Genomic DNA, 23416 nt, shown 5'->3' with positions numbered 1-23416 from the left:
GTTTATTTATTTGACTAGATGATGAAGAAGGGCATACTCAAAAAGAAAATGGTATAAAAAAAACTCTCCCTTTACCAATTCTAAAAGAGGATCAAAATGATATTTCCCCTTTTGAAATTAAATTTTCTTCTATGGATATAAGTACCAATCCAAAATTATTTTCATATTTCTAACCTTAGAGATATTTGATAGAACATCCCTCTGAGTCTCCCTTCCAAGGGCGATTTTGCTATTTTTAGACTTGAATATGTATGATACTTGAAAATAGGAAATTTATTTTAATTGATTGCTTACACTCAAATTCCGTTGTTATGCTTTCAAATTTTAAAGTAAAAAATAAGTCACATTGCAGGTGATTGATTTAGCTATTCATTACTACTGCGTTATCCATTTTCTAAATTCAACCGTCTTTTTTTGACTCGACTTAATCCATTTATTGGATGTATTAATCATGATTGAATTTTTATCATACGGCTTGATTTCAATTATATGTTCTTTGTTGACTATGCTGCTTCTATTGACGCGCATGAAGCTATTTGGATCCAATACTTCTTCAATATCATCCAAGCTTCGTTCTTTTAGCATAAGCCTGTCTTTTAAAGTGTTGATAAAAATGACGCCGTCTTCGATCTCAAAAAAAGCGATGTCTTTTATGTCCACTATTACCAATTTATTACTGAGTTGAGCTAAAAACTTTTGTTTGTACTCCTTTTGTTGTTTGATATATACAAGTAGATCTTTGAGGTCATTGCTTGTAACGTCTTTGCTTATTTTTTGGAATTTATCCAATGCCTTAAACAGCTCGATTTTTTTGATCGGTTTGGTTAAGTAAGAAATGCTATTTACCTCAAATGCTCTCTGCATGTATTGATTATAAGCTGTAATGAAGATGATCGGGACAGTAAGCGGAAATTGATCGAGTACGTTCATCAAATTACCATCAGTCAATTCTATATCAGCCAATACCAAATCGTATTTGCTCTTTGTTTTTAGCAAGTAAATAGCCTCTTCTATATTGTCGCATTCATCTTCTATGATCCAAGAATCATTATATTCCATCAAAAATTGAATAATTTGATGTTGTGTTTTCGGTTCATCTTCTATTACTAAAAGTTTCATGCTGTATGTTTAATAGTTTTGTATAAGTGGGATATTTACTTGGAAACTGTCCTCCTTGTCTTTGACTTCAGTGGTTTCTCCCATTAATAATTGATATCTACCGCTTAGATTTTTCAATCCGACACCGGTAGAAACTGATTTATGTTTTTTAGCTTTTTTTTGATTTTCAATCCTTAAAGATCCATCTTTCAAAACCATGGTAATTAATAAAGGATTTTTCGCATTCATCATATTGTGCTTAAATATATTTTCAAACAGAATATGGAGTGTATTAGGTATGATAAAATAATTATTCACTTGATTACCTAGATCCATTTCAAAGATGAACTGATTTTCGAAGCGTTCTTTCATTAATAAAAGGTAATCATCCGCCATTTTTAGCTCCATCGACAATGGAATAAAATCCTGACTTCGGTGTTCAATAACATAGCGATAAACATTGGAAAACGACTCTAAAAACCTTGTTGCTTTTAATTTATTATTGTTGTCAATCAAAGTCGTTAGAATAGATAAATTATTGAACAAGAAGTGGGGGTTGATCTGTTGTTCCAGTAAGTCTATTTTCAGCTCAGCTTGTTGGTTTTTTAGAGCATTGATTTGTTCTGTTTTTAGTTTATCGCGTTTTCCTCCTAGATAGGTCAAATAAATCAATGTGCCAAGGTAGATCGAGCGTATAAAAAGGCCGAAATCAGGCAAATAATTATGATTAATAGATTCTGAATGAAAATAGTTCATCACAGCATACTGTAAACTCAGAGTAATTACAGTCAATGGAATAAAACCGATAAGACAGATATTGATAAACCTCCAATCAGAAAGTACTCTGAATAAAAACTCATAAATTAATGTCATAATTACCAATACCAAAAACACCCATAAAAATGCTTCTGATATTAGTCCATTAAGATTTCCATTGAATAGTGTGAATCTTAAGAACAGCATATCTATAAAGGAATAGATAAGTAACAGCGCATATAATTTAATATATTCTTTTTTTGAATTTTTCATTTTATAAACTTAAGTCACCATATGATCAGCTTGTTTTATCCCGAAAATGAGCTTAACCTTTAGAGTGTATAACTATACAAGAATACTACTAATGAGAAAAGTACTATATATTCGCCTTTTGAGAAAATGAATAGAGGAAATTTATTTTAAATAATTTCCCTCTTCTCTTTAAAAAATTTAATCCTGAATAAAATCCTTCACTTTTTCTCCATTTTCATTCCATACTTCCATATGTGGATTATTATCCGCATCAACATAGATCAACAATCTTGGCTTGTTATTTCTGTCATATAACCAAAGTCCACCTGCATCATCGAAGGATTTACCCAGGAAAACTCTGTTCATTACAGAAGGCTGATCACCGAATAATTTTTTTGCTTCTGTTTTATAGTCAGGATTAGCATTCGCTCTCCTAAGAGAGTCAAAAAACTCTATCTGTCGCTCAAGACCAGGGTTCGAAGGCCTTTCGGTTATTGTCAAGCCATACGAACTTTTCTCACCATGATTATATTCGGATTGAGAAAGTTGCATTACTTGATCATTCTTGAACTTGTCAGTGGTAAGGCTAAGTGAATTGCCATTTTCAGGGTCACCTCCGAAGATTAATCCGCCTATTTCGTCTTCTTCACTGAAGAATATAATACCCGAAGGTCTCACTCTATCAGGAAATTCTTTTCCATTGATTAATCCATTGTGTTGTCTATCCGAGTTACTGATAACCATTTTGAGTGAGCCATCAGCTTCAACTACATTGATTCTTTCGACGGTTATTTCGTCAAATTTTTGATTTACAGCGCTTTTTTTGAATCCACTGAATATTAATAGAGCTATTAACAAACTGCTTGATATAGCATAAAATTTTAAAAATATAATTGACTTTCGCATAATGTTAAGATTAAATCATTAAAAACCTTTGAATAATTCCTTTCACATTTCAAAGATGAATCTTAAAAAATGGATAATCAATTGTATTTTATTGGGTAAAGGAGAAATAGTGCTGAGTGAAGAATTTTTGCATTGAGTGAAGTTCTTGCTTGTTGGCTATTTATTAATGTTTGCCTCAATTAGTTTTTTAAGAGTTTAATGACCGTCCTCCGTTGTATTTTCTCTAAGGAAAATAGATGGTATAAAAATCAATCTTGATAATGCCTAATACTGTAGGAAAGCTTGTCTAACCTAAAACCCCATAGATATGGATATTTTTCAACGCTGTTTATAAGGGGTTGTGAGAAATAGGAAGGCTTGATGTTATTAGTAATATTATTTATTAAACATTATGTCAGTTTGAAGCTTGGCCTCCTCAAGTGTAAGTATGCGATATGCATAGTCCAAGGGTGTGTTTTTTATCCTGCGCCCTGAATTTGCTTTAGTTTATATTCTCCATCAATTAGTTTAAAAGTAAATATCAAAGCATACTCACTAATTGATTCCTTCAGCAATTCAACACAACCAACACTCCACTGAAAATAATTTTTATCTTCTGCGACATATAGATGAGCCTTGTATATGCATCCGTTGTATTCAATTTCCGAGCTTTTGGATTCATTATTTACAGAGAATTGCTCTAGGACTTTCACTTCAATTGAATCCAATAGCGCGCATTTTTGTTCTAGAAGTTCTTTCGAAATTTCATAATTATGCTTTTCCATATCAATTCTTGGAGGGCTTGATTCTACAAGACGAGCTAATCCCGCATCTCCTTCAATTGGGAAACTTGATATTTCTGTTAGTTTCTCACAGTCCTGGTTTAAAATAGCCGTTTGAAATTCAGTGAATGTTTTCTTCATGGCAGTATTTTGAGCAAATAACTGCGGTATGATGATCAATACAAGAACGGATGTGAGTATAATTTTCATGTTATTAAAACGCTTACTAATTTCCGAAAAACCAGCCTAAATAATCATTAAGTCAGTGTCTGTGGTTCTTATATAATGTTATATTTGATTTTAGTGCCTTTTAAAGATAAAAATGTATTGTATTAATTAAAATGGAGTCGGTGAAAATTCATGAAAATATTATCGATGCATAGTCAATAAATAAGGCAAAGACTATAAGGAACTTGAAAATCATATAGAGACGAGGTCGCTAAAAATCATTATCATATCGGATCATATTCTTTGAAAACTACTTAAAATCAGCATCAAAATAATATCCTATCCAGTTGAAAAATCCATAGATACGGATGTTTTTTAGCATAGCCTTCATATTGGGCTATGAGGGCCATATGAAGACTGTGTTGTTCGCAATTAGTATATTATTTTTCTTCTTTTTAAATACCATTCAATATAATCATAAAATAGCTCATCGGATGAGATTGATTTTCTAAGTAAGAAATCTTTTGGTAAAAGTAATGTAAGGTATTTGTTAATATTTAAATTTAACACAGATTTTCTTCCTAAAAGTCCAATTATTTCACCATTTGCTAATGTGTCTGTAGGGATGATGATATTTTCTTCTTTAAACCAAGGCTGTTTGAAAGGATATGGGTATAATCCTTCAAAATTATGAGTTGAGTCTTTTGTATATATCGTAACACCAAACATATTTGTATAATCAATAACATAAATTTCTCCTTTGTTAAGAAACCTTGTATTTAAATACAGCTGAAAGGTGTCTAATGAAGCACAGTTATTAAAGAAAGACTTTTTTTCAGACTTAGTGGTATAATTCAGATTGAATTTCCAGTCTTTTCTATAATTTTTCGCTACATCTAAAATTTTAGTTTTACTGACGTTTGTCTCAAAATCCTTTTTTAAATCTGCAAAAAATTGATTTGCAGGTTTCTCTTTACTGAATGAATAAAATAGAGAATTAAGGTTTCCTGTATCTACTTTTTTGTTTGAGTACTTTCTATTCTTTTTTACAATATCTTCAGATGCTTTTTGTCCTTTATAGTGAATTGTCTTTATGTCTTTGTAGTAATCGTACTTATATGTATTATTTAACGAATCATAACCGATACAAATTTTGTTTTTCTTAAAAATTGACTTTCCTTTTTTATTATAGAAGCCGCTTCCTAAACATGAATGAATTATCACGGAGTCGATTTGACTTTCGTTAAAGTTTAATTGTTGAGATAAAGCTTCAAAGGAAACTGTTAAAATTAAGGCTAATAGAAAGAATAGTTTCATTTTTATTATTGCAAGTAACTTTCTAATCACAGTAAAACTAGCCGAAAAAATTTACAAGCTCGTTTTTTATAGTGATTAACTGGTGTTATATTTAGTTTTAATACTTATTCAAGATATAAATATATTATACCAATTAAAACGGGGTTGGAGAAAATTCATGAAAATATCATCGATGCAAAATCAATAAATAAGGCAAAGACTATAAGAAGCTTGAAAATCATATGGAAGCAAGGTTGCTAAAAAACATCATCATATTGGACTATATTATTTGAAAATTACTGTAAATCAGCATCAAAATAATAACCTATTTATTCGTAAAACCCACAAGTGAGGATGTTTTCAGCACTGTTGGTCAGCATTGGGCTATTCGAGCCGTTCGAAGATTTAGTTGTTAGCTCTGTTTTTTAGATTATCATTAATATTTACATATTTCTTAAGCCTTTTTGGGCTATAGATTCTGAATTTCAACTATTTATATAGATGAATTTATTGATTTCCAAAAGATAAATGCATTTAAAACCATATAAGAAAAAGCTGGTAATGAAACCCAAATACTGTCTTTTATTTTTATTCTTACAATAAGGCCAGCGAACATAAGTAATGCAAGACCTAGAGATGAAATCATTAAAATGAAATTGAATTTAAGCCCCACCAACAAACCTAGAGCTCCTAAAGTCTCCAATATTATGATTGTTAACCCCATTTTTTCGAGTCCAAATCGTTTAAATTCGTCTTTCATATGAGGTGCTCTAAAATATGAATAACTATAGAAAAAAAAAGACAAACTTGAAATCAAAACGCATATTGTAATCAAGGTCATGTTTTTTTATTAAAATGATGATTATGCTATATCAGCACACAGTATTAAAAGAATTAGAGATGATAAATGTTTAATAAACGGATTCCTTATAGCTTCTAGGAAATTACCCCGTTTAAAATAGGATTAAAGCTTTCCTTCATAATTACTTCAATAATCTGTCCCCTCATATAATTGAAGTTAACATCCCAATAGCACAAATTCCGAAATATCCACAATGGGATCAATCCAAAGCAAATTAGAGTTCCCTAGTCGAAATTCATCGAGTTAATTTAATTAGAGCTAAACTGACAAGGGTAAATGCTTTTACTTAACTAAAAAAATGGTAGAACATTGTATATCATCTAAATGATATAACACTCTACCATTCCATTTTATCAATACTCTAATTGTTGATTATATCGTACAGTTTCCAATTGAAGTTGGAGGATTGCTTCCTACATATGAAAATCCAGTATTTCCTTCTTTGCCAACACCGTATGCTACATTTCCTTGGTCAACGAAAGTAATCATACGAAGCAACCAGTTAGAATCTACGCTGGATACATGACCGGTTTCTTCGTTGTAAAGCTCTAGTTCGCCTTCTGTTGTTACGAAATAAATAGACGTATTTAAACCTAAACCTTCCTGAAAAGCGATCCAACTTTTTGTACCTCCATCTACATTTTGGTCTTGCCAAGCACTATTGACCCATTTACCAATGTTTCCTTCTGTACCTACGCACCACATATCTCCATTTTGATCAAAGGCAATCATTTTTAATTGCCATGTGTTGTAAGCTGCTTGTTTTACCCAATTTTGTCCATCCCATTTACTGGCATGGCTGTATTCAGTATCTACAGACCACATGTTTCCTTGATTGTCAAAAGTGATCATTTTCAATGAACTTCCTAAGTTTTCACACTTAGTCCAAGGCTGCAATGCAATATTTTTCATTACAGCTGCATCTGTTTTTTCTCCAGTGCAGTACCATGTTGTTTGCGTATTGTCTAATACTAAAGAGGCTAAATGCCAATTACCGATATACCCCAAGTTTGTAAAATTGATTGCTGTTGTTTCTGATCCCATTTTTTTAGTTAGTTATTTTTTTCCTACTCGTATAGCTTTTCGGATGCCGCTGTTTTTAAAAATTATGATTAGTTCTGTTTTTTTGCTTGAAACGTTTTAAAGTCAAAAGTTATCAGTTCAATCTATTTTAAAACTAACTCCATTATCAAATGGAGTTTGAGTCGCATATTTGCGAACTCTTAGTTCTTCCCAGTTCTTGATTTTTATTAGTGTTTCATCAAGTTCTTTTAAGTCACTTATTCTAATCGAAACTTCGGAAACGATATCCATTTCGTCATAATTTTCACTCAATGAAAGCTTATGTTGTCAATATTAAATAGCTCCATTTTAATTTTCCAATTGCAGACAACACCCCAATAAATCGAATTCCGTTTATTATCCTAAAAATTTATTTCAATGAAAAGTAGGCTTAAAAAATTACAATTCAAAAAGTTGAATTATATTTTATTGTTAATTTAATGTTGGTGATATGTTTGTTTGATTTCTGTGGTTTTTGAATTACTATGCTTTGGTATGTTGTGAATGTGTCTGATAATCAGTTTATTTTGATGAAATATGGCTTGCGTTTGAAGCTTGGATTTAATTTTGAAATAAATCTTGTCTCTTCTTTTTAGTGGTTTTAGATTGGTATTTTTTTAATTGATTTTTTTGATGTTGAACTTGGGTTTTTATGTGAGATTCAATCTTTCGATTATTTACAAAGATTGTTGGTGATGAAATTGGAAATCTTATGATGGGATTGGGTGTTGCGGATGATGTGATCGTGATTTCGGATTGCCAAGAAAAGTCATTATCGATTTTCCGGGCATCGAGATTAATAGTTGATTTAATCCGCGAGTAATAGAGCCCAGATTTTTGATTGGGTTCCGGACTTAATTTGTTGTTTGTGTTGTGGAAACGTAAGCATGGAGTCTCTATGTTGTCACATCATTATATTGATTATCGTCAATGGTAATAATGGCATGACAACATAATCATCCATTGACAAATTCATATCAGGCCGAATATAAAATGCTCTGTGCCTTTGCGTGTTGACAATTACCCTTATATCTTATAATATCATTTTTCAATCAAAGCGCTACTAAAAAAATGCTGTCAGTTTTCTGTGCGGATAGGTATAAAATAGGTATAAAATACGAGGCACTCCGTTTATAAACCAATTTTGTTTTTTTTAAGAACTTGTTTGAATCAATATTTTTGCTAATATCTTATTACAATAAACTAATAAAGAACTCTTCCGATTCTGGATCTTTTTCATAATCCTTTGATAGCTTGCGGTAAAAGTTTATCCATGCAAAATTTCGTTCCACTTTCCATCTGCTAGATTGATGAATAAATCCTTTGACTTTTGATGGTGGTTTTTGGCGAGAATCAGTTTTCCATCCGAAGATTTTTGTTGATTTAGCAAGTAGCCCGCCATATGCTTTATAGCCTTTTATAAGCTTTAACCTTTTGCTTGCAAGCTCTATTTTTTTCTTCAAAAGGATCAAATTTTCCTTTCAAGCATCTTGTAAATTATTGGTTTATATTTTTTTGTTAAAACTGAGATGCAAGTTGAAATGAAGTCTTGCTAGTGGTATGAGAGCATAACCACTGCAGGGTAATATACTAAGTTGTAAATTTGTGGGAATGAAATATCGCTTTAAATTATAGCTAAAGACGATTTTTCAAGCACAAAAATCACCTCATAGGGAAAAGACCTAACTCTCATTATATACTCTGTTGATTTAATCTTCCCAATGGTAATAGACTGAATATGAACCAGTATCTGAGTTGCTTGAATAAATAATAGTTTCTTTTTTTTCTGGGTATCCTTCCAAGTCAAAATCATATTCATAAGACATCTTATAATTTCCTTCTCCTGTAATTTCCCATTCAATAGAGGAAGGATAGTGAAAACCAAGATTAACTAGAACTTCCAAAAATGCACGTGTTTCGTGTGATTGCAATATTTTGTATGGCTTTAATTTTCGGTATTCGCTTATTAGAATATGATTAAAAGTATGGACTTGAAAAATAGGGTGCTTAATAAAACATTCATAAGAAACTCTAATATTTATATCTTTGCCATTTAAATTACCTGTGCCAGAAATAATGTTACCGTTTAAATCATATTGAAATGTTAATATGGCTTTATCTAAAATTATGGTTTCAATTTTTTTATCTTCATTCAATCTGATATAATCAGATGAATTTATTTTTATTAAGTTCGCATCATAAACAAAATTATTTTCATAGGAGGAAGAGTCTTCAATAATTTCGGAATATGGATCAGGGGCGAAGTATGATTTATCTTTAAACTGGTGTTTTATTAACTCACCACCTGTGTTATATTGAAAAGAATCAATTTCTGTTAAAGATACCGCTCTAGTATTGAATTTACTAGTTTTTGTAGCAAGTAGGTTCTCTTCATTATACGTATAATAAATGCTCTTTTGATATCCAGGCGCATCAATATTGATTTCATCTAAATAGTCTTGGTTGTTATAAGAATATCGAAGGATTACACTACCAGTGCTTTGAATAGTAAGTAATTTTTTGGTATTAGAGTTCTCGCAGATTATAGAATCCTCATCAATTATGTTTTCTTCTATATTAAGGTTATTATCTGAGCAACCTAACAAGATTGTAAAACATATAATTGATAGTATAATTTTTTTCATAATCATAATTATTGTTTATAACATTTCAATAAGATGAATTCTTTTTTACTTATGCGTGGAATTTATAAATAGAGTTAAAAAAATCATTTCAATGAAAAATTAAATTAAAAAAATTACATTTCAAATATATTTAAGGAATTATTTACTTTATCAACTCTAAAATCAGTTATATGTGCAGAGATATCAGTCGATTATAAACTTTTTTACTCCAGTATACATTTTGTTGTGTGGAATATGTGATTAATACAATTATTGGTAGGGCCTGTCTTCCTTCTGTTTACGAGGATTGTTGATGATATAATTGGAAATTATTGGGTCCTATATTTATTTTTCTCGCATTTTGATTTTACCAAACTTCTTGTAAATACACGATTATCCTCATTTTATTGAAAACCCAGATCTGAAATTAATTGCTTTATCGTGAATGAGAGTAAAGTTGAAGTTTCGTGATTCGAATATTGTCTTTATTAATATTTATTGAGTAATCATTTTGCTGTTCTAAGAGATCTCTTCGGGTTGGATCATGAAGTTCCGTTTATTTTACCCTAGGACAAATAAACGGAACTATGTGTTTTAGCTTGAAAAATTGAATTTATTGTTTTTTGTTCAGTGCAATTGCGAGGTGAATGAAAATGAATTTCGCTGGTAGACATATCAAGATTTGTCTAGGGAGACGAACTCTCCCGCAACCCATCCTTCTGATCTGGTTTCTACTTTGAGCCATCCGTTATGCTCATCGAGTATCTTGAGTTCTGTGCCAAATGACAATGGCGCGGATACTGTGGAAGCGCTATAAGAGGGCAAGCTTCTGACATTCAGTTTGGATACATTGACTCTGCCTCCGGTATGTTCATTGATCTCAAGCGATTCAGTATTGCTTTTGCGGTTGCTGAAGAATCTGTCGCGAAGCCTGTCCAGTGGAAATGCGGGGCCGGGATCCGATTTTCTGCCCGGAGAGATTTCTTCGTGTCCGTGAATGCTTTTGATGCTAGGATATGCTTTGATAAGCGCTTCGCAGATTTCAAATATTTTATCTATCTGAGCCTCGGTGTAGGCATGCCAATACCTTGGATTGCTTTCATTGCGATGCGTGGCTTTTATCACTTCGTTTTCAGGAATTGATTTGCCAAACCAAGCTTGGTATTTTTCGCCCACTTTGTTGAGAACTCCCGCGTTGTCGATTTCTATCCCGATTGAGAAGTCATTGAATCCGCTTCTTCCATTAAGAGAACTCGCTCCGGCATGCCAAGAGACTGTATCGAATGGGACAAGTTGGTACACATGTCCTTTGCGGCCAAGCACTATGTGTGCCGAAGCCTTTACGTCATTTCTTCGAAGATATTCGGCTGCTTGCTTTGCTGAAGGGCTCGCAGTGTAATGGATCACGATGCAGTCCGGTTTTCCACCGTTTAGTTTTTTGGTGTTTTTGGGACAAGACATATGCGTGATGTCGCTGACTTGCTCTTCGAATTTATGGTTTTCGATTGTTAGCATGTCTTATCCGTATATGTTGTTTTTGCGTTCTTTCTTTTTCAAAAATGTCAAATCAACATTTTGAGTTACGCTGGTAGCGACTTTTTCCACCGAACGGCCAATAACATATCCTCCTAGTCCGACTTCCAGTAATCCCCAGAATTTATCCGGCAATTCGATCTGAGGAGCGATAGAGAATAGGTGTTGGATGAAGTAAGTGTAGATGACGATGAAGGTAAAGCTGAGCATGACTAATGGTCTCCATGATCTTTGAAGCCAATTTCCTTGCGCTTCGGTGACGATGATTTCCTTTTGGGCGTTTTGCACTTCATTCAAAGAGCCTAGTACGATTTGGGATAGCTCGTTCTTCGCTTTGAGTTTTTCGTGGTCTGTGGTTGAGAGTCCGTCGATGATATCATTGCTTTTGGATAGTATCTCGGAAGCTCCCTTGCTGAATAGCTTGGATAGTATATTCATGGTGTTGAAATGTATAGTTTGTAAATTAATTTTATGCTAAAATACTGAAATTTAATTATATTTTCAACGCGTATAATTGCTCTAATTACATCATAGTTGTTATTTTTATTGTCATAGTTAAATATAAGCTTATGATGTGATGAAGAGTGCTTGCAACAGAAGAAAGAGCGGAGAGAAGAGTAAGGAGATTTGGTAGCTAGAGCTTTAAATAGCTTAGAGACTTGACTAGCTAGTTTTAACAGCGATAATCAATCCGGTCGACCAATTCATTTTGGTAATGGACAGATTGGGTCTGTTATCCAAATTATCGATAAGTTGGTCCACTGTTTTTTGATGATCTTCCGGCCAGTTTGGCTGCTGAGTCATATCGTCGATGATATACAAGCCTCCGATCTTAAGAATTTCCAAGGCTTCGTTCAGATGGCTGTATTTGCCGGGCCAAGCGTCAGCGAAGATTAAGTCAAATTTCTCGCCTTCGTAATTTTCAAGCCATTTTCCACCATCATCGCAGATGATATTGACACGCTCGTCTTGTCCGAAGTAGTTCTTGGCAATATCGATAAGGCTCGAGTCATTGTCGATCGTCGTCAGCTTCGATTGTTGATCCATTCCTTCGACCATCCAAGCCAGTGACAAGCCAATGCCTGTGCCCAGCTCCAGCAAGTTGGATTTAGGCTTTGAAGCGATCAATGTTTTAAGCAATGAGCCAACATATAAGTCCGAGGGCATATTGAAGCCGGTCTCCGCGCATTTTTTCTCGATTTTTTCAAGCTTTTGAGGCTTGTTCATAATAATAGAATCCATTAGAAGGGATTTAAATGATTTAAGAATAAGATTAATCGAGTAGGAGATTGACCAAATTAGGGATTAATAGCTCTGGAACCAAGCAAATTATAATTCTTTTTTTGCTGATGTGTTCATGGGAAAGTCTAATTATTTACATGAAGTAAAAATATACGGTTGTGAAAATTAGAATGTCTGGTTTCTATGGATTTAAATAAGATTATTTTGTTGTGATTCTAATCTAATTTAAATTAAAAAGTTTAGTGGAATGTTTATTTATTTTGACTTTGTCTGATCTCTATTTTTCTTAAAATATTATTTTAAATAATTTTAATCAAAAAATAATCCATTTTCGATGTTTTAATTTTTTAACTAAGTAAGATTTTTTTATACTTGTCGAATATTTTAGTTTTATTCAAATTTTATTCTTTTTTAATCATGGGAAATATTAAAAGGTCGGTGAACGGCCGTTTTTTATCCGCTACGAAAGAAAAGCCAAACTATGAGAATCATGTGCTTTTGGTGACTTTTTTTGAAAAAGCTTCATCGAAAGATGATACCCAAGCCACAGCAACCGCAGGACAAGACAAAAGCGTATACGGAAGAACAGAAGAGCTAAGCAGGGAATCGCTTGATATCCCCAAAAGTTTGCCTAAAGTTCCTCAATCGCCTAAAACAGTGGACAATGCAAGCTCGCATCAGACGACCGCAGGACAGACGCATGCAAGTCAATCAACAACGATCAATATGACAGTGGCGAAAAGAGAATTGTCTGTCGGTGTTGGTGCGGATGGAGCTTTCCAGTTTTTGATTCCTGAGGAATCGATGATCGATGGCATGATCAATTTAAAAGCCATAAGCCCTAGCGGCAGTGTCCTTCATGCCAAAGATTTCACATACCACGAGTTGAAAACCAGTCAGGATACAGGCGCGGTTTCTGATCAATCGGTCGAAATGACGATGGACGTTGAGCCTTTTGAACCGCAGGTATTGCCTGATGCTCAAAATCCACAGCCTTATAAGGTTAAGGGCCGCATCATTGCTTTTGACACTGGCAAGCCTTTGAAAAACTGGACGGTATTTTTTCATGTGAACTTTGACGGAAATAATTCAACAATCCCCCAGATCATCGCAGCGATCAAAACTGACAGCAATGGATATTTTTCCTTTTACACTCCTGCGGGCAAACTTGTTGGAGGACATGCGAAGATCGCAGGCCTTAATGACAGCACATTTCCTTTGGCGTTGACTTCCGACAGTTTGTTGCAAGATAATCAGATTGTCGTATTCAGCAGCCTGGATGATATCGATCAGGATGACCCTGATTGCGCATGCAACAGCAATACGACACCGGCTCTGCCAGATGCGGAGGATTTGGTCAATTCAAGTGCTTACTCGGATGATCTTGGCGGGACTTGTGTTGACTTTACAACACCGAACAGGAGTCTTGAAGAGTTCACTTATTATAGTGTTGTAAGAACTACCGAGCCTGAAATCAAAAGAATGCCGTACAAAAAACCGCCTCTATTGATGATCGGGGATATGGAGCAAGCTCAGACGACTCCTGTTTCTACCAATAATATGAGGTTTGAGAAGGAGTTGAAAAAACTTTTGGACCGACATGAGAGAGAGCTTAATACTGTAATCGACACAACAGAACTATTCAATTATAGATCGAATGACGCCGAAAGCAATAGCAATATTGACGGGGGAACCAAAGGAGGAGGTTCAACAAGCTCGTCAGGGGAAGGACAATCTCAAATACCGAAGATACATCCTCTCAAAGATGTGCTGGATGACGGCATGTTGAAATGGTGGATGTTTGAATTTACTATTCAATCTTATGCGCGCTCCAAGTCGGTATATTTTCCGGGAGATAAGGGGCCAAGCGCTAATGATAATATTGCAGTGATGATGAATAGCGGAAGCGCATTTATTAGATCATATTGTGTGAGGATGGCCGAAAATGAGTACCGTGATTTTTATGGCAAAGCGCCTCAAAATGACAATGAGACATTTGCCTTTTGGTATTTTGCTGTAAGCAAGTATTTTGAGTTTTATAATGAAATGCCTGAAAATCCAGACACCTTGAAGTCGTACATTGATCACGTATTGACGAAAACGCAAGGTTTGGGAGCTGCTGAATGGTGGATGTTTTATATCGATTACAATGCCTATGTGGCGCCAAATGGATTGACACCGCTTGAATATTTAAAAAACGAGCTTAGCACCACATTTATTCAAGTCAACCAGAGAACGGCTCAGATTGAAGCGGAATTGCTTGAGTTTTTAAAACTAGCCATCAGCTATTTCAAGGAAGACTACGACAGGATCCCGAATACGCCTGAGGAAATTATCAGCTATATTTTAGCGACATTTTCCGGCGATGCGAAAAGCAGAAGGGAGCTGAATGGACATCATGCCATCGATTGGGACGAGACGCCGACGCTTTATCAAAACACGACGATAGCGCATGGCCATATCTTGAAATTCAAGCAGGTATGGAAAGCTGATGGATATTCATTGGGAGATTTATTATACAGTCTGCCTTTAGCGCCTTGCCAGAAAAAGCAAATCGCCGTTTTTGATTGGGATAGAGGCGAGCAGGGATCAAGAAGCGAAGGTGTGGATGTTGCTGAAAGTATGAATGCATTTTTGGGTCGCGACAGAGATGTGACGGATATCATCAGCACTTCATTGACTGAAAACACAAGCGGAGGATCCAAGTCAAAGTCAAAGGGCAAATCTTTTGGAATCGGATATGGCTCCGGAGCAGGTGTTGCGGGTAGTGGAAGCTATGGACCTTTTTCCTTGGGAGCGGCTGGAGGATCTTCTTTAGGCATAGGTTTCCAGACTTCTTCAGGGAGCAGCAGCTCAAGCGCTTGGCAAAATTCTGCGCGCAATATGTCCGCCAATAGCTTGAATTCGTTGCGGGACAATGTGATGCAGAGCGCAAGTTCGGTAAGAAGCCAGAGAATCACGGTTGTGCAAGCTGTCAATCAAAGCGAATCCATGTCAGCGCAGACTGAAGTCATTGCCAATCATAATCATTGCCATTCGATGACCGTGGAGTACTTTGAAGTGTTGAGACACTTTGCCATTGAGCAGAATTTGGCGGATGTGCAGGAATGTTTGTTTGTGCCGTTGGAAATGACTCCATTCAACATTCACAAAATACTCAGATGGAGAGATGAGTTGTTTGACGCCTTGAGAGGCTCTGAGTTGGCTAAAGGTTTCGAAGCTCTTGATACGATCAAAAATAAATACATGGTGCAGGGAACCGGCCCTATGGATATTCAGGCGGATGAATTTATTCAGGAAATGAGCGGTATGCTTGAGTTTCAGATCAATATTGACCGGCCTTTGGACATATTGTCTCCCGATGATATTCTCAAGTCCGCTGTGGATGAGACAGCTTGGAGCTTTATGAGTCATTTGCCCGGAGTAAGAATGCTCAATGAGATCAGGTCTTTGTTTGAAATGAGAACTCAGGCTCAAAGAGAGGAAATTTACAGGGAAGAAATATTGCCGGGGATTATTGCCGGATATTTGGATGTGTTGGAATTTGGTTATGAAACTCCGTCAGGCACGCAGGAGCCTTTGCCTTTTGATATCACAGTCGTGCCGGGATATGAAGATCCTGTAAGGTATATGTCCAGAAGAAGCGTGGTCAGCAGAAGAAGGTTTATCAAAGATGCGATTAAGTCCAATCCGCAAGGAGCTCCTCTGAGACTTTACCTTAGATATCTGGCGCCAAGAAGCGGAGGTTATAATACGGTGAGGCGTTCCGATATTTCCAGATTTTACATCAAAAACCCTAAAGCCTTGCCGGCAAGATCAAGTATTTTGTTCAATGGTGGATATATCAATTACGAGACGACAAGCTTGAAAGAAAGATTGTTTAGCAAGAATGGTTACTTTGATGATATCAAGTCAAATGATCCGGTGATGTTCTCCACTAATTTGAACGCAAGAGAGCTGATTAATCCAGTCGCTAAGAATTACGAATTGGCCAACAACTTAATCACTCACTTGAATGATAATTTAGAGTATTATCATAAAGTCATTTGGTGGCAGATGGATAAAGACAAACGTTTTATGATGCTTGACGGATTCGTGGCGCCTAATTCGGGCAGTAGAAGCGTAGCTTCCGTGGTTGAGAATAATTTGGTGGCTATCGTGGGTAACAATCTGGTTTTTCCAGTGGTGAGAGGCATGCATTTGGATCCTACTTATGCTCAGGACGCTGATGAGCCAGTGGATTTGTTTGCTCAATACGCTCCGACTACTCCTGTTGATCCATTCAGAATCAGTGTTCCTACGAGAGGCGTTTATGCCGAGGCGGTGATGGGATCTTGCAACAGTTGTGAGGTAATTGACGAAAGCAGGCATTGGAGATTCAGCGAAGTGCCTTGCGGAGATACTCCTACGGCAATAGGAACCATAAGCACGGATACTCGCCGTTCTGAACCTGCGGATCTTACCGCTAAGGACTTGGCGACAAACATTATCAATTTCCAGAACCCTCAGACTGCTCCAGCTCCTCAAGGTTATGGGCAGGCGATAACAGCTTTATCAACGCCGGGTATATTTGCTGACATGGCAGGGTTGGATCAAAATCAGAAAAATGCGATCAAAGCGCTTGAGTTGAATCAAGCCGGGGCGATTGACGCCATGAAGATGAATGTCGATGCGGCGCAGGAATATGCTAAAATGGCTAAAGAGCTTGTGACTCAACAGCAGATGTTGAAGCAGGGAGACAAGGTGCTTAGAAAGGTCGATAAGATGGAAAAAGATGGTAAACTTTCTTCTGAAGAAGCTAAGAAAAAAAGGCAGGAAGTACTTGATAGCCAGATTAAAGGAAATTCATCAGGAGGTAAAGAGGATAGCGGCAAAGACACTGATGGTGGCGGGAAAAAAACTGGAGGAAGCAGTTTGTTGCCTTCAAACCCTAAAGAATATGCATCCTATACAGCTAGTAGTGGGGATTCAGGCGATTCTGTAAGCTTTACGACATTGGGAAACGGTGAGTCCTCTCAAGAGGACGGATCAGCGGTATTTGCAAGCTATAAAAAGCCAAAAGATATCATATACAGCAAATCATGGAAAAAGTCAGCGAATACATTCAAAGGTGTATTTGATGATTTGCTTAAGAATACCTCATTGGCAAGAGAGTTTTTGGATAGATTTTATGCTTCGGAAAGGTTTGTGTTGGAAATGAGTTATCAAGTACCTAGTGCGGGAGGCGATTTTGATGTGAGTCATGACAAGGCATTGGGAGTGACGCACGCTCGGGATTATATTGAGGTATCCAGACCAGGACTGCCTCCTCAGATGAAGTTTTTGGATGATTTGCATACTGTTATCTATATTAATCCAACCAAAGAGATTGAAAATGGCAGAGCGTATAATGATGTGGGCAGAGCCTTGGTATTATTGCATGAGTGCGCGCATGCCGCTGCACAGACAAAAGCTCCTGTCGAGGCTTTGAAAGAAGGCGAACAATCGATTCTTTTGGTAAGAAATAGCATAGAAAGCATGTTGGTTGAATATGCGAATTACCAAGGTATTTCTTTAAGCGGACAACAGGAGAGCTTTACAGGAACAACGGGTACTTGGATGACGTCAACCTCATTGTTGTTGTCGTATTATGGCTTATTGGATACAGTTTCTAAAAATGATTTGATAGGCGGAAGAGAATATATCAATGAGTTTTCCAAAGCGGCTTTTGGTGAAGATTTGTTGGCAAGCGACGGTTCTATAACTGATGTGGATAAATTCAATGAAAGAGCTGATTTAATCGAGGATAGAATTTTCAATTTAACAAGAGTTTAAAGTCATGAGCCAAATAAATCATTGGAACCAAAGTTCATATAATCCTACGGATGAGGAAATATTGTTTACCACTTTTGCTGTAAGAGAAGCGATCAATACCTCCGCTCAGTTGGAGATTCCTTTTGTGTTGAATCTTACGGATCAAATCGTTTCTGTCAAATGGAAAGATGATCATTCATTAATATTGCTGCATCCTGCGCAGAGCAAGTTTGGTCATGTGGAGGGGATTTCGTTATCAGCTTCGGATCAACCGACGAATAGAATCAAATCCTTGGATGGCAGGCTTGGAGTCGTCGTGGATGAGGAAGGTATTCACTCTGTATTCGCGGATAAATTGTTGACTAATGTGGGAGTGGAAGCAGTGATGTCGAGTGACTTGGACCATACTTGGAATAATATTCTCGACTATGAAGCTCCTGCTGATGATGAAGGAGAAATAGATCTTAATTTATATGTTAAGACCATAAATAATAAGGATGAGATAATAATTCATTCCAATGAGAGTAGTATCGGAGCTATTCCTACAGGGAAGTTCTTTAAACCTAATCAGAAGTTGCAATACATCAGACATGCTTGGCATTTGGATATTCCCGCAGGAGATTCTAAACTGCGATTGAAGGATACAAACTTCAACTATAATGTCAAAGGGGAGGCTTATGATTTTGATGGTAGATCTTTGGGTATGGTAACCGGATTTGTTAATGATGTTGACATAGTTCCTGATTCTCAAATGTTGAGATATTATGAGTATAATCAGTTAGCTGAAGATTGGCATAGAGGTATATTAAACTCAGGATGGAACGATAAGGAAAAAGCAAATTTCCTTTTGAGAAAATTTGTATTAGAAAAGAATTTGAACTTGATTTTTGACCCTTCACAAATACAAAATAATTCACAGCGTATTTTTATTGGATCTGGATCTTTACCTTCAATACCAAATATAAGTGTGAGAAATCTCGACGTTAAGGGGGGAGCTCAATTTTTCACACTTTTTGAAACTGATAGTAATAAATTGACTCCGTTGTATGATGCTAATTCAGTGTCTGAGGCAGAGAAGCCTTTTGTCATGTTCATATTGGAGATTGCTGTTAATTTTCCATATACTGAATCTGTACATCAAATAGGCTTCCCTGGTGATAATTCAGGGACGAATAGTTTTTTCAATGCAGTTTATCCTAATTTTTATTACTTCAATCGCTTGGAAATCATGCTGGCTCATGAATATATTCATGCTCATCAAAACCTTATAGATAGCAGCAAGCAGGGAGGCAGGGATTGTGGATTTGAAATCAAAGAAAACCAAGTTAAAAGAGCCAAAAGAGAGCTTCTGGCTTATCATTTTACTGTTTTTCCAAATAAAGTATATGATTCTGAATTAGACGATCCAGTGTTCAAATACACTGAATTTGTCAGGGGAGTAAGCGCAAAGTTTGGAAATGTGGAGATGGTTGATTTAGTGTTTTGGACATTCAAGACTTTCCAGTATATTAATTTGCTGTTGAGTGAAGGAGTGCTTAAACATCAGCGAGATAATAGCTATAGTGATTTTGATAATGACCTACACACTTGCTATGAAGACATGCTGAAGCTTAAGGAGGATTTGGAAGCCATGGATAAAGGATATCAAATTTTGAATCCCGATGGGTCTTATCCTAGCATGAGTGAATGGAAAAGTCTTAATATTAGCTGGCTGCCGGGTGATTGGGAAGAAAAGGAAAACGCTGAGAGTTCGACTGATCTGAAGAACTAAGCTTATAGCGAATTGATATGATTAATAAATAGCAGTTGCTCTTGGCAGCTGCTTTTTTTATGAAAAAAAAATATTTTCAAAGTGTAAGGTATTCAAGATTCTACTGTCCAAAGTAGTGAAATGTCTAATTGATTTTTAATTTATACAGTACATTGATATGAAAAAACATTTTACATTACTCTGGGTGGTTTTATTGGCTTTCACTATTTCTTTAAGTTCTTGCGCAAGTGAGGATTCCGAAGAATTGGCCCAGCCTAATACCGAAGTCGTGGATGACATGAATGCAAATGACGAGGAAAACGAAAATGCTGAAGACAATACAGAATCCGAGGAGGTGAACGAAACCGAAACGGATGAGACGACGGAAAATGAAGATAATTCCGAAACAGAGGATAATACAGGCAATGAAGATGCGGATGTTCCATTGCAGTCCGAAGCAAGGAAAATGGTTTTGCTTGAAGAGTTTACGGGACAGAATTGCCCCCTATGTCCAGGCGCGCATCAAGTGTTGAATCAGCTGGAAATGGAATATGCTGACTTGGTGCCGGTGGCAATATATGCGGGATCATTGTCTGGAAATGATTTTACAGTATCCAAAGGAGCGCAGATTTATTCGGATTATAAAATTGGGCATGTGCCACAAGGGATGGTGAACCGAAATAAATTTGGTGGAAGTCGATATGATATTTCACACAGCGCATGGAGAACACGCATCAATGAGGAATTGGCTAAAGATCCTACGATCAATATCAAGTTGAGTGCTGAGATGAATGGGAGCTCAATCAATGTGGACATTGAAACATACAACTTTGTGAATATTGGTTCGGCCTTGAATTTTACAGTGATGTTGGTGGAGCAAAGCGCAAGTGCCTACCAAGCTAATGGAGGGAGCGATTATAATCATAAGAATGTCTTAAGAGCGATTTTTACAGAAGCCGAAGGCGATATGTTGACTTCATCATCTACAGATTTAGGACATAAAGTAATGAAATCGATGACTTATGAAAAACCTTCGGGAGTGAGCGCTTCAGATTTGTCAATAGTGGTGTTTGTTCATGAATCAGGCAGTAAATATGTTCATCAAGTAGCAAGTGTAGGTTTGTAATTATTGAAATATGATGAAAAAGATAATAGGATGCTTGGCTTTAATGCTAAGCATCTCATGCTATTCCCATGCCCAGTTTTCCCAAAAGCAGATGCCAAGCGTGAAGGTGAAAACAATGAATGGGCAAACCATTGATATCAAAGAATTGACGCAGGACGGACAGGTAACTGTTTTTAGTTTTTGGGCAACTTGGTGCAAGCCTTGTTTGCAGGAGTTGGGTGCCGTTTCTGATGTGTATGAAGAATGGGAGGAGGATTACAATGTCAGATTTATAGCGATTTCCACTGATAATAGCAGAAATTCGGCAAAGGTGAAGTCGATATCAAGGTCTAAAGGTTGGCCGTTTGAAGTTTATTTGGACCCCAATGAGGATACTAAACGAGCCTTTAATTTTGTGAATGTGCCTTATGTTGTGATTGTGGATGCTAAAGGAGAAATCGTGTATCAGCACAATGGTTATGTGCCTGGAGACGAGGAAGAGCTGGAAAGCAAAATTGCGGCGCTTTCAAATGTTCAATAAGGAAATATGTGATAAGAAAAGGATTTATGAATAATAAGTATTTAGTTGTCAAACTATTCATGCTATTGATGTTTTCCATTAATGTAACGAGCTTGAAAGGGCAGGGCAATTTTTTTGGAGATATCGATGTGAGGCAAAATTTTTATGTTAAGGATAGCGCTTTGCTTCCTGACCCATTGCCTCCTCAGTATGAAGGCTCAAAGATGTCGACGGAAGCTTGGGTAAGACTTAATTACCAATACAAATTTCTTACTGCGGGAATAAGGTATGACGCTTTTTACAATTCAGGCCTTAGAGATCCTTATCAAAGTCTTGAACAGCAGGGAATAGGCTCATGGTATGTGAAGGGTGATTTTGAGAAGTTTGCGTTTGCGGTCGGTTATTTTTATGACCAGTTTGGAAGCGGCGCGGCTTTTAGAGCCTATGAAGAGCGAGCCCAGCATTTGGATTACGCGGTGCAAGGATTGCAGCTTAAGTACGAATTTGCTCCAGGCTGGATAGCCAAAGGATTTATTGGGAAGCAAAAGGCGGATCCTTTGCAGTTTGAGGAGACTAAGGATGTATATGATTCACCGATTCGAGGCCTTAACATAGAAGGAAGTTTTCAAAAAGGAAAATTGATAGCTTCTCCGGGGGCTTCGGTTGTAACCAGAACGCTTGATGGGGATTCTCAACGCATATTGCAGGATATTGCAAATGCTCAAACGGACATTCAAGCCTTTGATGTGAAATCGAATACGTCCGTGTATTCAATGTATAGTGGTTTTTCTTTAGACGCCTTCGATTTGAATTTGGAGTATAATTTCAAGACAAAGGAAGCATCGTTTACTGATGATGCTAGAGTGGAAGTGGTGAACAAGTCTGGCGATCTTTTTTTAGCTTCGCTTTCATGGGCTGGCAATGGCTTGGGGATCATTGCTCAATATCGTAGGATGGAGAATTTTGAATTTAGAACATCTCCGTTGGAGAGCCAAAACAATGGTTTGTTGAGTTATATTCCTTCGTTTAGCAGAGCCAATTCATATCGTCTGACAGCTCGCTATTCACCGCCGCCTCAATATAGAGAAGAGAATGCATGGCAAGTGGACGTGAATTATAAATGGAACAAGCAGCATTTGACATCAGGTAATTATTCCGACATTAGGAATTTCAATAATTTGAGATTGTATCAGGAGATGTATGTCGAGCATAAGTTTAAAGTAAGCAAGCGCTTTACCGTTATTGGAGGACTTCAGATTCAAAAATACAATCAGCGAGTTTATGAAAATAAAGAAAACTTGGGGATAGTTGACGCCACAACACCATTTGCTGAGGCTATTTGGAAATTTGCCAAAAGAAAATCCATGAGATTGGAGTTGTCCCATATGCAAACCGAGCAAGATATGGGTAGCTGGACTTGGGTGAATTATGAGATAAGCTTGCCGCATGGTCTTTCATTTTCAGCAAGCAATATGTACAATTATGGCAATCAGGAAGAAAAATTGGCGTATTGGAGTGCTTTTGCTGGATGGAATACGGGTAGGCATCGTTTGAGCTTGGCTTATGTGCAACAGCCCGAATCAGTGGTTTGCAGTGGAGGAGTTTGCAGGTTGGAGCCTGCCTTTAATGGCGTGAAAGTGACACTGAATGCAAGTTTTTAATAAATGAAAATAGACATTGTCACGATT

General features: G+C 36.5%; 18 protein-coding genes. 5 read left to right on the top strand and 13 right to left on the bottom strand.

The window, feature by feature from the left end; translation table 11 throughout:
* Nucleotides 1-375: 375 nt before the first annotated feature.
* From AABK36_RS14925 to AABK36_RS14865, 13 genes are all read right to left on the bottom strand, one after another.
* Nucleotides 376-1119 carry a LytR/AlgR family response regulator transcription factor gene (locus AABK36_RS14925; protein ID WP_309938091.1) on the bottom strand — a complete coding sequence of 248 codons (744 nt, stop codon included), beginning with the start codon at nt 1117-1119 and terminating at the stop codon, nt 376-378.
* Between the two features lie 9 nt (nt 1120-1128).
* Nucleotides 1129-2127 (bottom strand): sensor histidine kinase, encoded by a 999-nt coding sequence (locus tag AABK36_RS14920; protein ID WP_309938092.1) that lies wholly within the window; start codon nt 2125-2127, stop codon nt 1129-1131.
* Nucleotides 2128-2304: 177 nt separating this feature from the next.
* A complete protein-coding gene (locus AABK36_RS14915) occupies nt 2305-3012 on the bottom strand; it encodes a hypothetical protein (protein ID WP_309938093.1) in 708 nt (235 codons plus the stop codon).
* Nucleotides 3013-3470: 458 nt separating this feature from the next.
* Nucleotides 3471-3983 (bottom strand): hypothetical protein, encoded by a 513-nt coding sequence (locus AABK36_RS14910; RefSeq protein ID WP_309938094.1) that lies wholly within the window; start codon nt 3981-3983, stop codon nt 3471-3473.
* 390 nt (nt 3984-4373) lie between these two features.
* Nucleotides 4374-5258, bottom strand: coding sequence for a hypothetical protein (locus AABK36_RS14905; protein ID WP_309938095.1), 885 nt, complete (start codon nt 5256-5258; stop codon nt 4374-4376).
* Between the two features lie 472 nt (nt 5259-5730).
* Nucleotides 5731-6078, bottom strand: a complete 348-nt coding sequence (locus AABK36_RS14900) for a DoxX family protein (protein ID WP_309938096.1) — start codon at nt 6076-6078, stop codon at nt 5731-5733.
* A 393-nt stretch (nt 6079-6471) separates the two neighbouring features.
* The gene (locus tag AABK36_RS14895; protein WP_309938097.1) at nt 6472-7143 is read right to left on the bottom strand and encodes a hypothetical protein; all 672 of its coding nucleotides are present in this window, start codon (nt 7141-7143) and stop codon (nt 6472-6474) included.
* Between the two features lie 117 nt (nt 7144-7260).
* A complete protein-coding gene (locus AABK36_RS14890; RefSeq protein WP_309938098.1) occupies nt 7261-7434 on the bottom strand; it encodes a hypothetical protein in 174 nt (57 codons plus the stop codon).
* Between the two features lie 920 nt (nt 7435-8354).
* Nucleotides 8355-8624, bottom strand: a complete 270-nt coding sequence (locus AABK36_RS14885) for a transposase (protein ID WP_309938099.1) — start codon at nt 8622-8624, stop codon at nt 8355-8357.
* A 246-nt stretch (nt 8625-8870) separates the two neighbouring features.
* Nucleotides 8871-9806, bottom strand: coding sequence for a hypothetical protein (locus AABK36_RS14880; RefSeq protein WP_309938100.1), 936 nt, complete (start codon nt 9804-9806; stop codon nt 8871-8873).
* Nucleotides 9807-10460: 654 nt separating this feature from the next.
* Nucleotides 10461-11300: an N-acetylmuramoyl-L-alanine amidase gene (locus AABK36_RS14875; protein ID WP_309938101.1), complete on the bottom strand. Its 840-nt coding sequence runs from the start codon at nt 11298-11300 to the stop codon at nt 10461-10463.
* Nucleotides 11301-11303: 3 nt separating this feature from the next.
* Complete coding sequence (locus tag AABK36_RS14870) at nt 11304-11756, bottom strand: 3TM-type holin (protein WP_309938102.1); 453 nt, start codon at nt 11754-11756, stop codon at nt 11304-11306.
* 225 nt (nt 11757-11981) lie between these two features.
* The gene (locus AABK36_RS14865; protein ID WP_309938103.1) at nt 11982-12560 is read right to left on the bottom strand and encodes an O-methyltransferase; all 579 of its coding nucleotides are present in this window, start codon (nt 12558-12560) and stop codon (nt 11982-11984) included.
* A gap of 417 nt (nt 12561-12977) precedes the next feature.
* Between AABK36_RS14865 and AABK36_RS14860 the strand changes: the two genes are divergently transcribed.
* The 5 genes from AABK36_RS14860 (at nt 12978) to AABK36_RS14840 (ending at nt 23389) form a co-directional block, all read left to right on the top strand.
* Nucleotides 12978-18374 carry a transthyretin-like family protein gene (locus AABK36_RS14860; RefSeq protein ID WP_309938104.1) on the top strand — a complete coding sequence of 1799 codons (5397 nt, stop codon included), beginning with the start codon at nt 12978-12980 and terminating at the stop codon, nt 18372-18374.
* Between the two features lie 4 nt (nt 18375-18378).
* A complete protein-coding gene (locus tag AABK36_RS14855; protein WP_309938105.1) occupies nt 18379-20124 on the top strand; it encodes a hypothetical protein in 1746 nt (581 codons plus the stop codon).
* Between the two features lie 157 nt (nt 20125-20281).
* Nucleotides 20282-21229, top strand: coding sequence for an Omp28-related outer membrane protein (locus AABK36_RS14850; RefSeq protein WP_309938106.1), 948 nt, complete (start codon nt 20282-20284; stop codon nt 21227-21229).
* A 10-nt stretch (nt 21230-21239) separates the two neighbouring features.
* Nucleotides 21240-21749, top strand: coding sequence for a TlpA family protein disulfide reductase (locus AABK36_RS14845; RefSeq protein ID WP_309938107.1), 510 nt, complete (start codon nt 21240-21242; stop codon nt 21747-21749).
* A 26-nt stretch (nt 21750-21775) separates the two neighbouring features.
* On the top strand, nt 21776-23389 hold the full coding sequence (locus tag AABK36_RS14840) for a DUF6029 family protein (protein WP_309938108.1): 1614 nt from the start codon (nt 21776-21778) through the stop codon (nt 23387-23389).
* Nucleotides 23390-23416: the final 27 nt, after the last annotated feature.

It is taken from the genome of Aureibacter tunicatorum, from assembly GCF_036492635.1.
Classification (GTDB): Bacteria; Bacteroidota; Bacteroidia; order Cytophagales; family Cyclobacteriaceae; genus Aureibacter; species Aureibacter tunicatorum.
Note: the sequence above shows the minus strand (reverse complement) of the source record. Positions and strands in the feature narration are given on the sequence as shown.

Excerpts from the sequence above, each read along its gene's own strand:
- AABK36_RS14910 (WP_309938094.1), bottom strand. The coding sequence starts at position 3,983 with ATGAAAATTATACTCACATCCGTTCTTGTATTGATCATCATACCGCAG.
- AABK36_RS14840 (WP_309938108.1), top strand. The coding sequence starts at position 21,776 with ATGAATAATAAGTATTTAGTTGTCAAACTATTCATGCTATTGATGTTT.
- AABK36_RS14895 (WP_309938097.1), bottom strand. The coding sequence starts at position 7,143 with ATGGGATCAGAAACAACAGCAATCAATTTTACAAACTTGGGGTATATC.
- AABK36_RS14865 (WP_309938103.1), bottom strand. The coding sequence starts at position 12,560 with ATGGATTCTATTATTATGAACAAGCCTCAAAAGCTTGAAAAAATCGAG.
- AABK36_RS14845 (WP_309938107.1), top strand. The coding sequence starts at position 21,240 with ATGATGAAAAAGATAATAGGATGCTTGGCTTTAATGCTAAGCATCTCA.
- AABK36_RS14855 (WP_309938105.1), top strand. The coding sequence starts at position 18,379 with ATGAGCCAAATAAATCATTGGAACCAAAGTTCATATAATCCTACGGAT.
- AABK36_RS14905 (WP_309938095.1), bottom strand. The coding sequence starts at position 5,258 with ATGAAACTATTCTTTCTATTAGCCTTAATTTTAACAGTTTCCTTTGAA.
- AABK36_RS14900 (WP_309938096.1), bottom strand. The coding sequence starts at position 6,078 with ATGACCTTGATTACAATATGCGTTTTGATTTCAAGTTTGTCTTTTTTT.
- AABK36_RS14875 (WP_309938101.1), bottom strand. The coding sequence starts at position 11,300 with ATGCTAACAATCGAAAACCATAAATTCGAAGAGCAAGTCAGCGACATC.
- AABK36_RS14870 (WP_309938102.1), bottom strand. The coding sequence starts at position 11,756 with ATGAATATACTATCCAAGCTATTCAGCAAGGGAGCTTCCGAGATACTA.
- AABK36_RS14850 (WP_309938106.1), top strand. The coding sequence starts at position 20,282 with ATGAAAAAACATTTTACATTACTCTGGGTGGTTTTATTGGCTTTCACT.
- AABK36_RS14925 (WP_309938091.1), bottom strand. The coding sequence starts at position 1,119 with ATGAAACTTTTAGTAATAGAAGATGAACCGAAAACACAACATCAAATT.
- AABK36_RS14880 (WP_309938100.1), bottom strand. The coding sequence starts at position 9,806 with ATGAAAAAAATTATACTATCAATTATATGTTTTACAATCTTGTTAGGT.
- AABK36_RS14920 (WP_309938092.1), bottom strand. The coding sequence starts at position 2,127 with ATGAAAAATTCAAAAAAAGAATATATTAAATTATATGCGCTGTTACTT.
- AABK36_RS14860 (WP_309938104.1), top strand. The coding sequence starts at position 12,978 with ATGGGAAATATTAAAAGGTCGGTGAACGGCCGTTTTTTATCCGCTACG.
- AABK36_RS14915 (WP_309938093.1), bottom strand. The coding sequence starts at position 3,012 with ATGCGAAAGTCAATTATATTTTTAAAATTTTATGCTATATCAAGCAGT.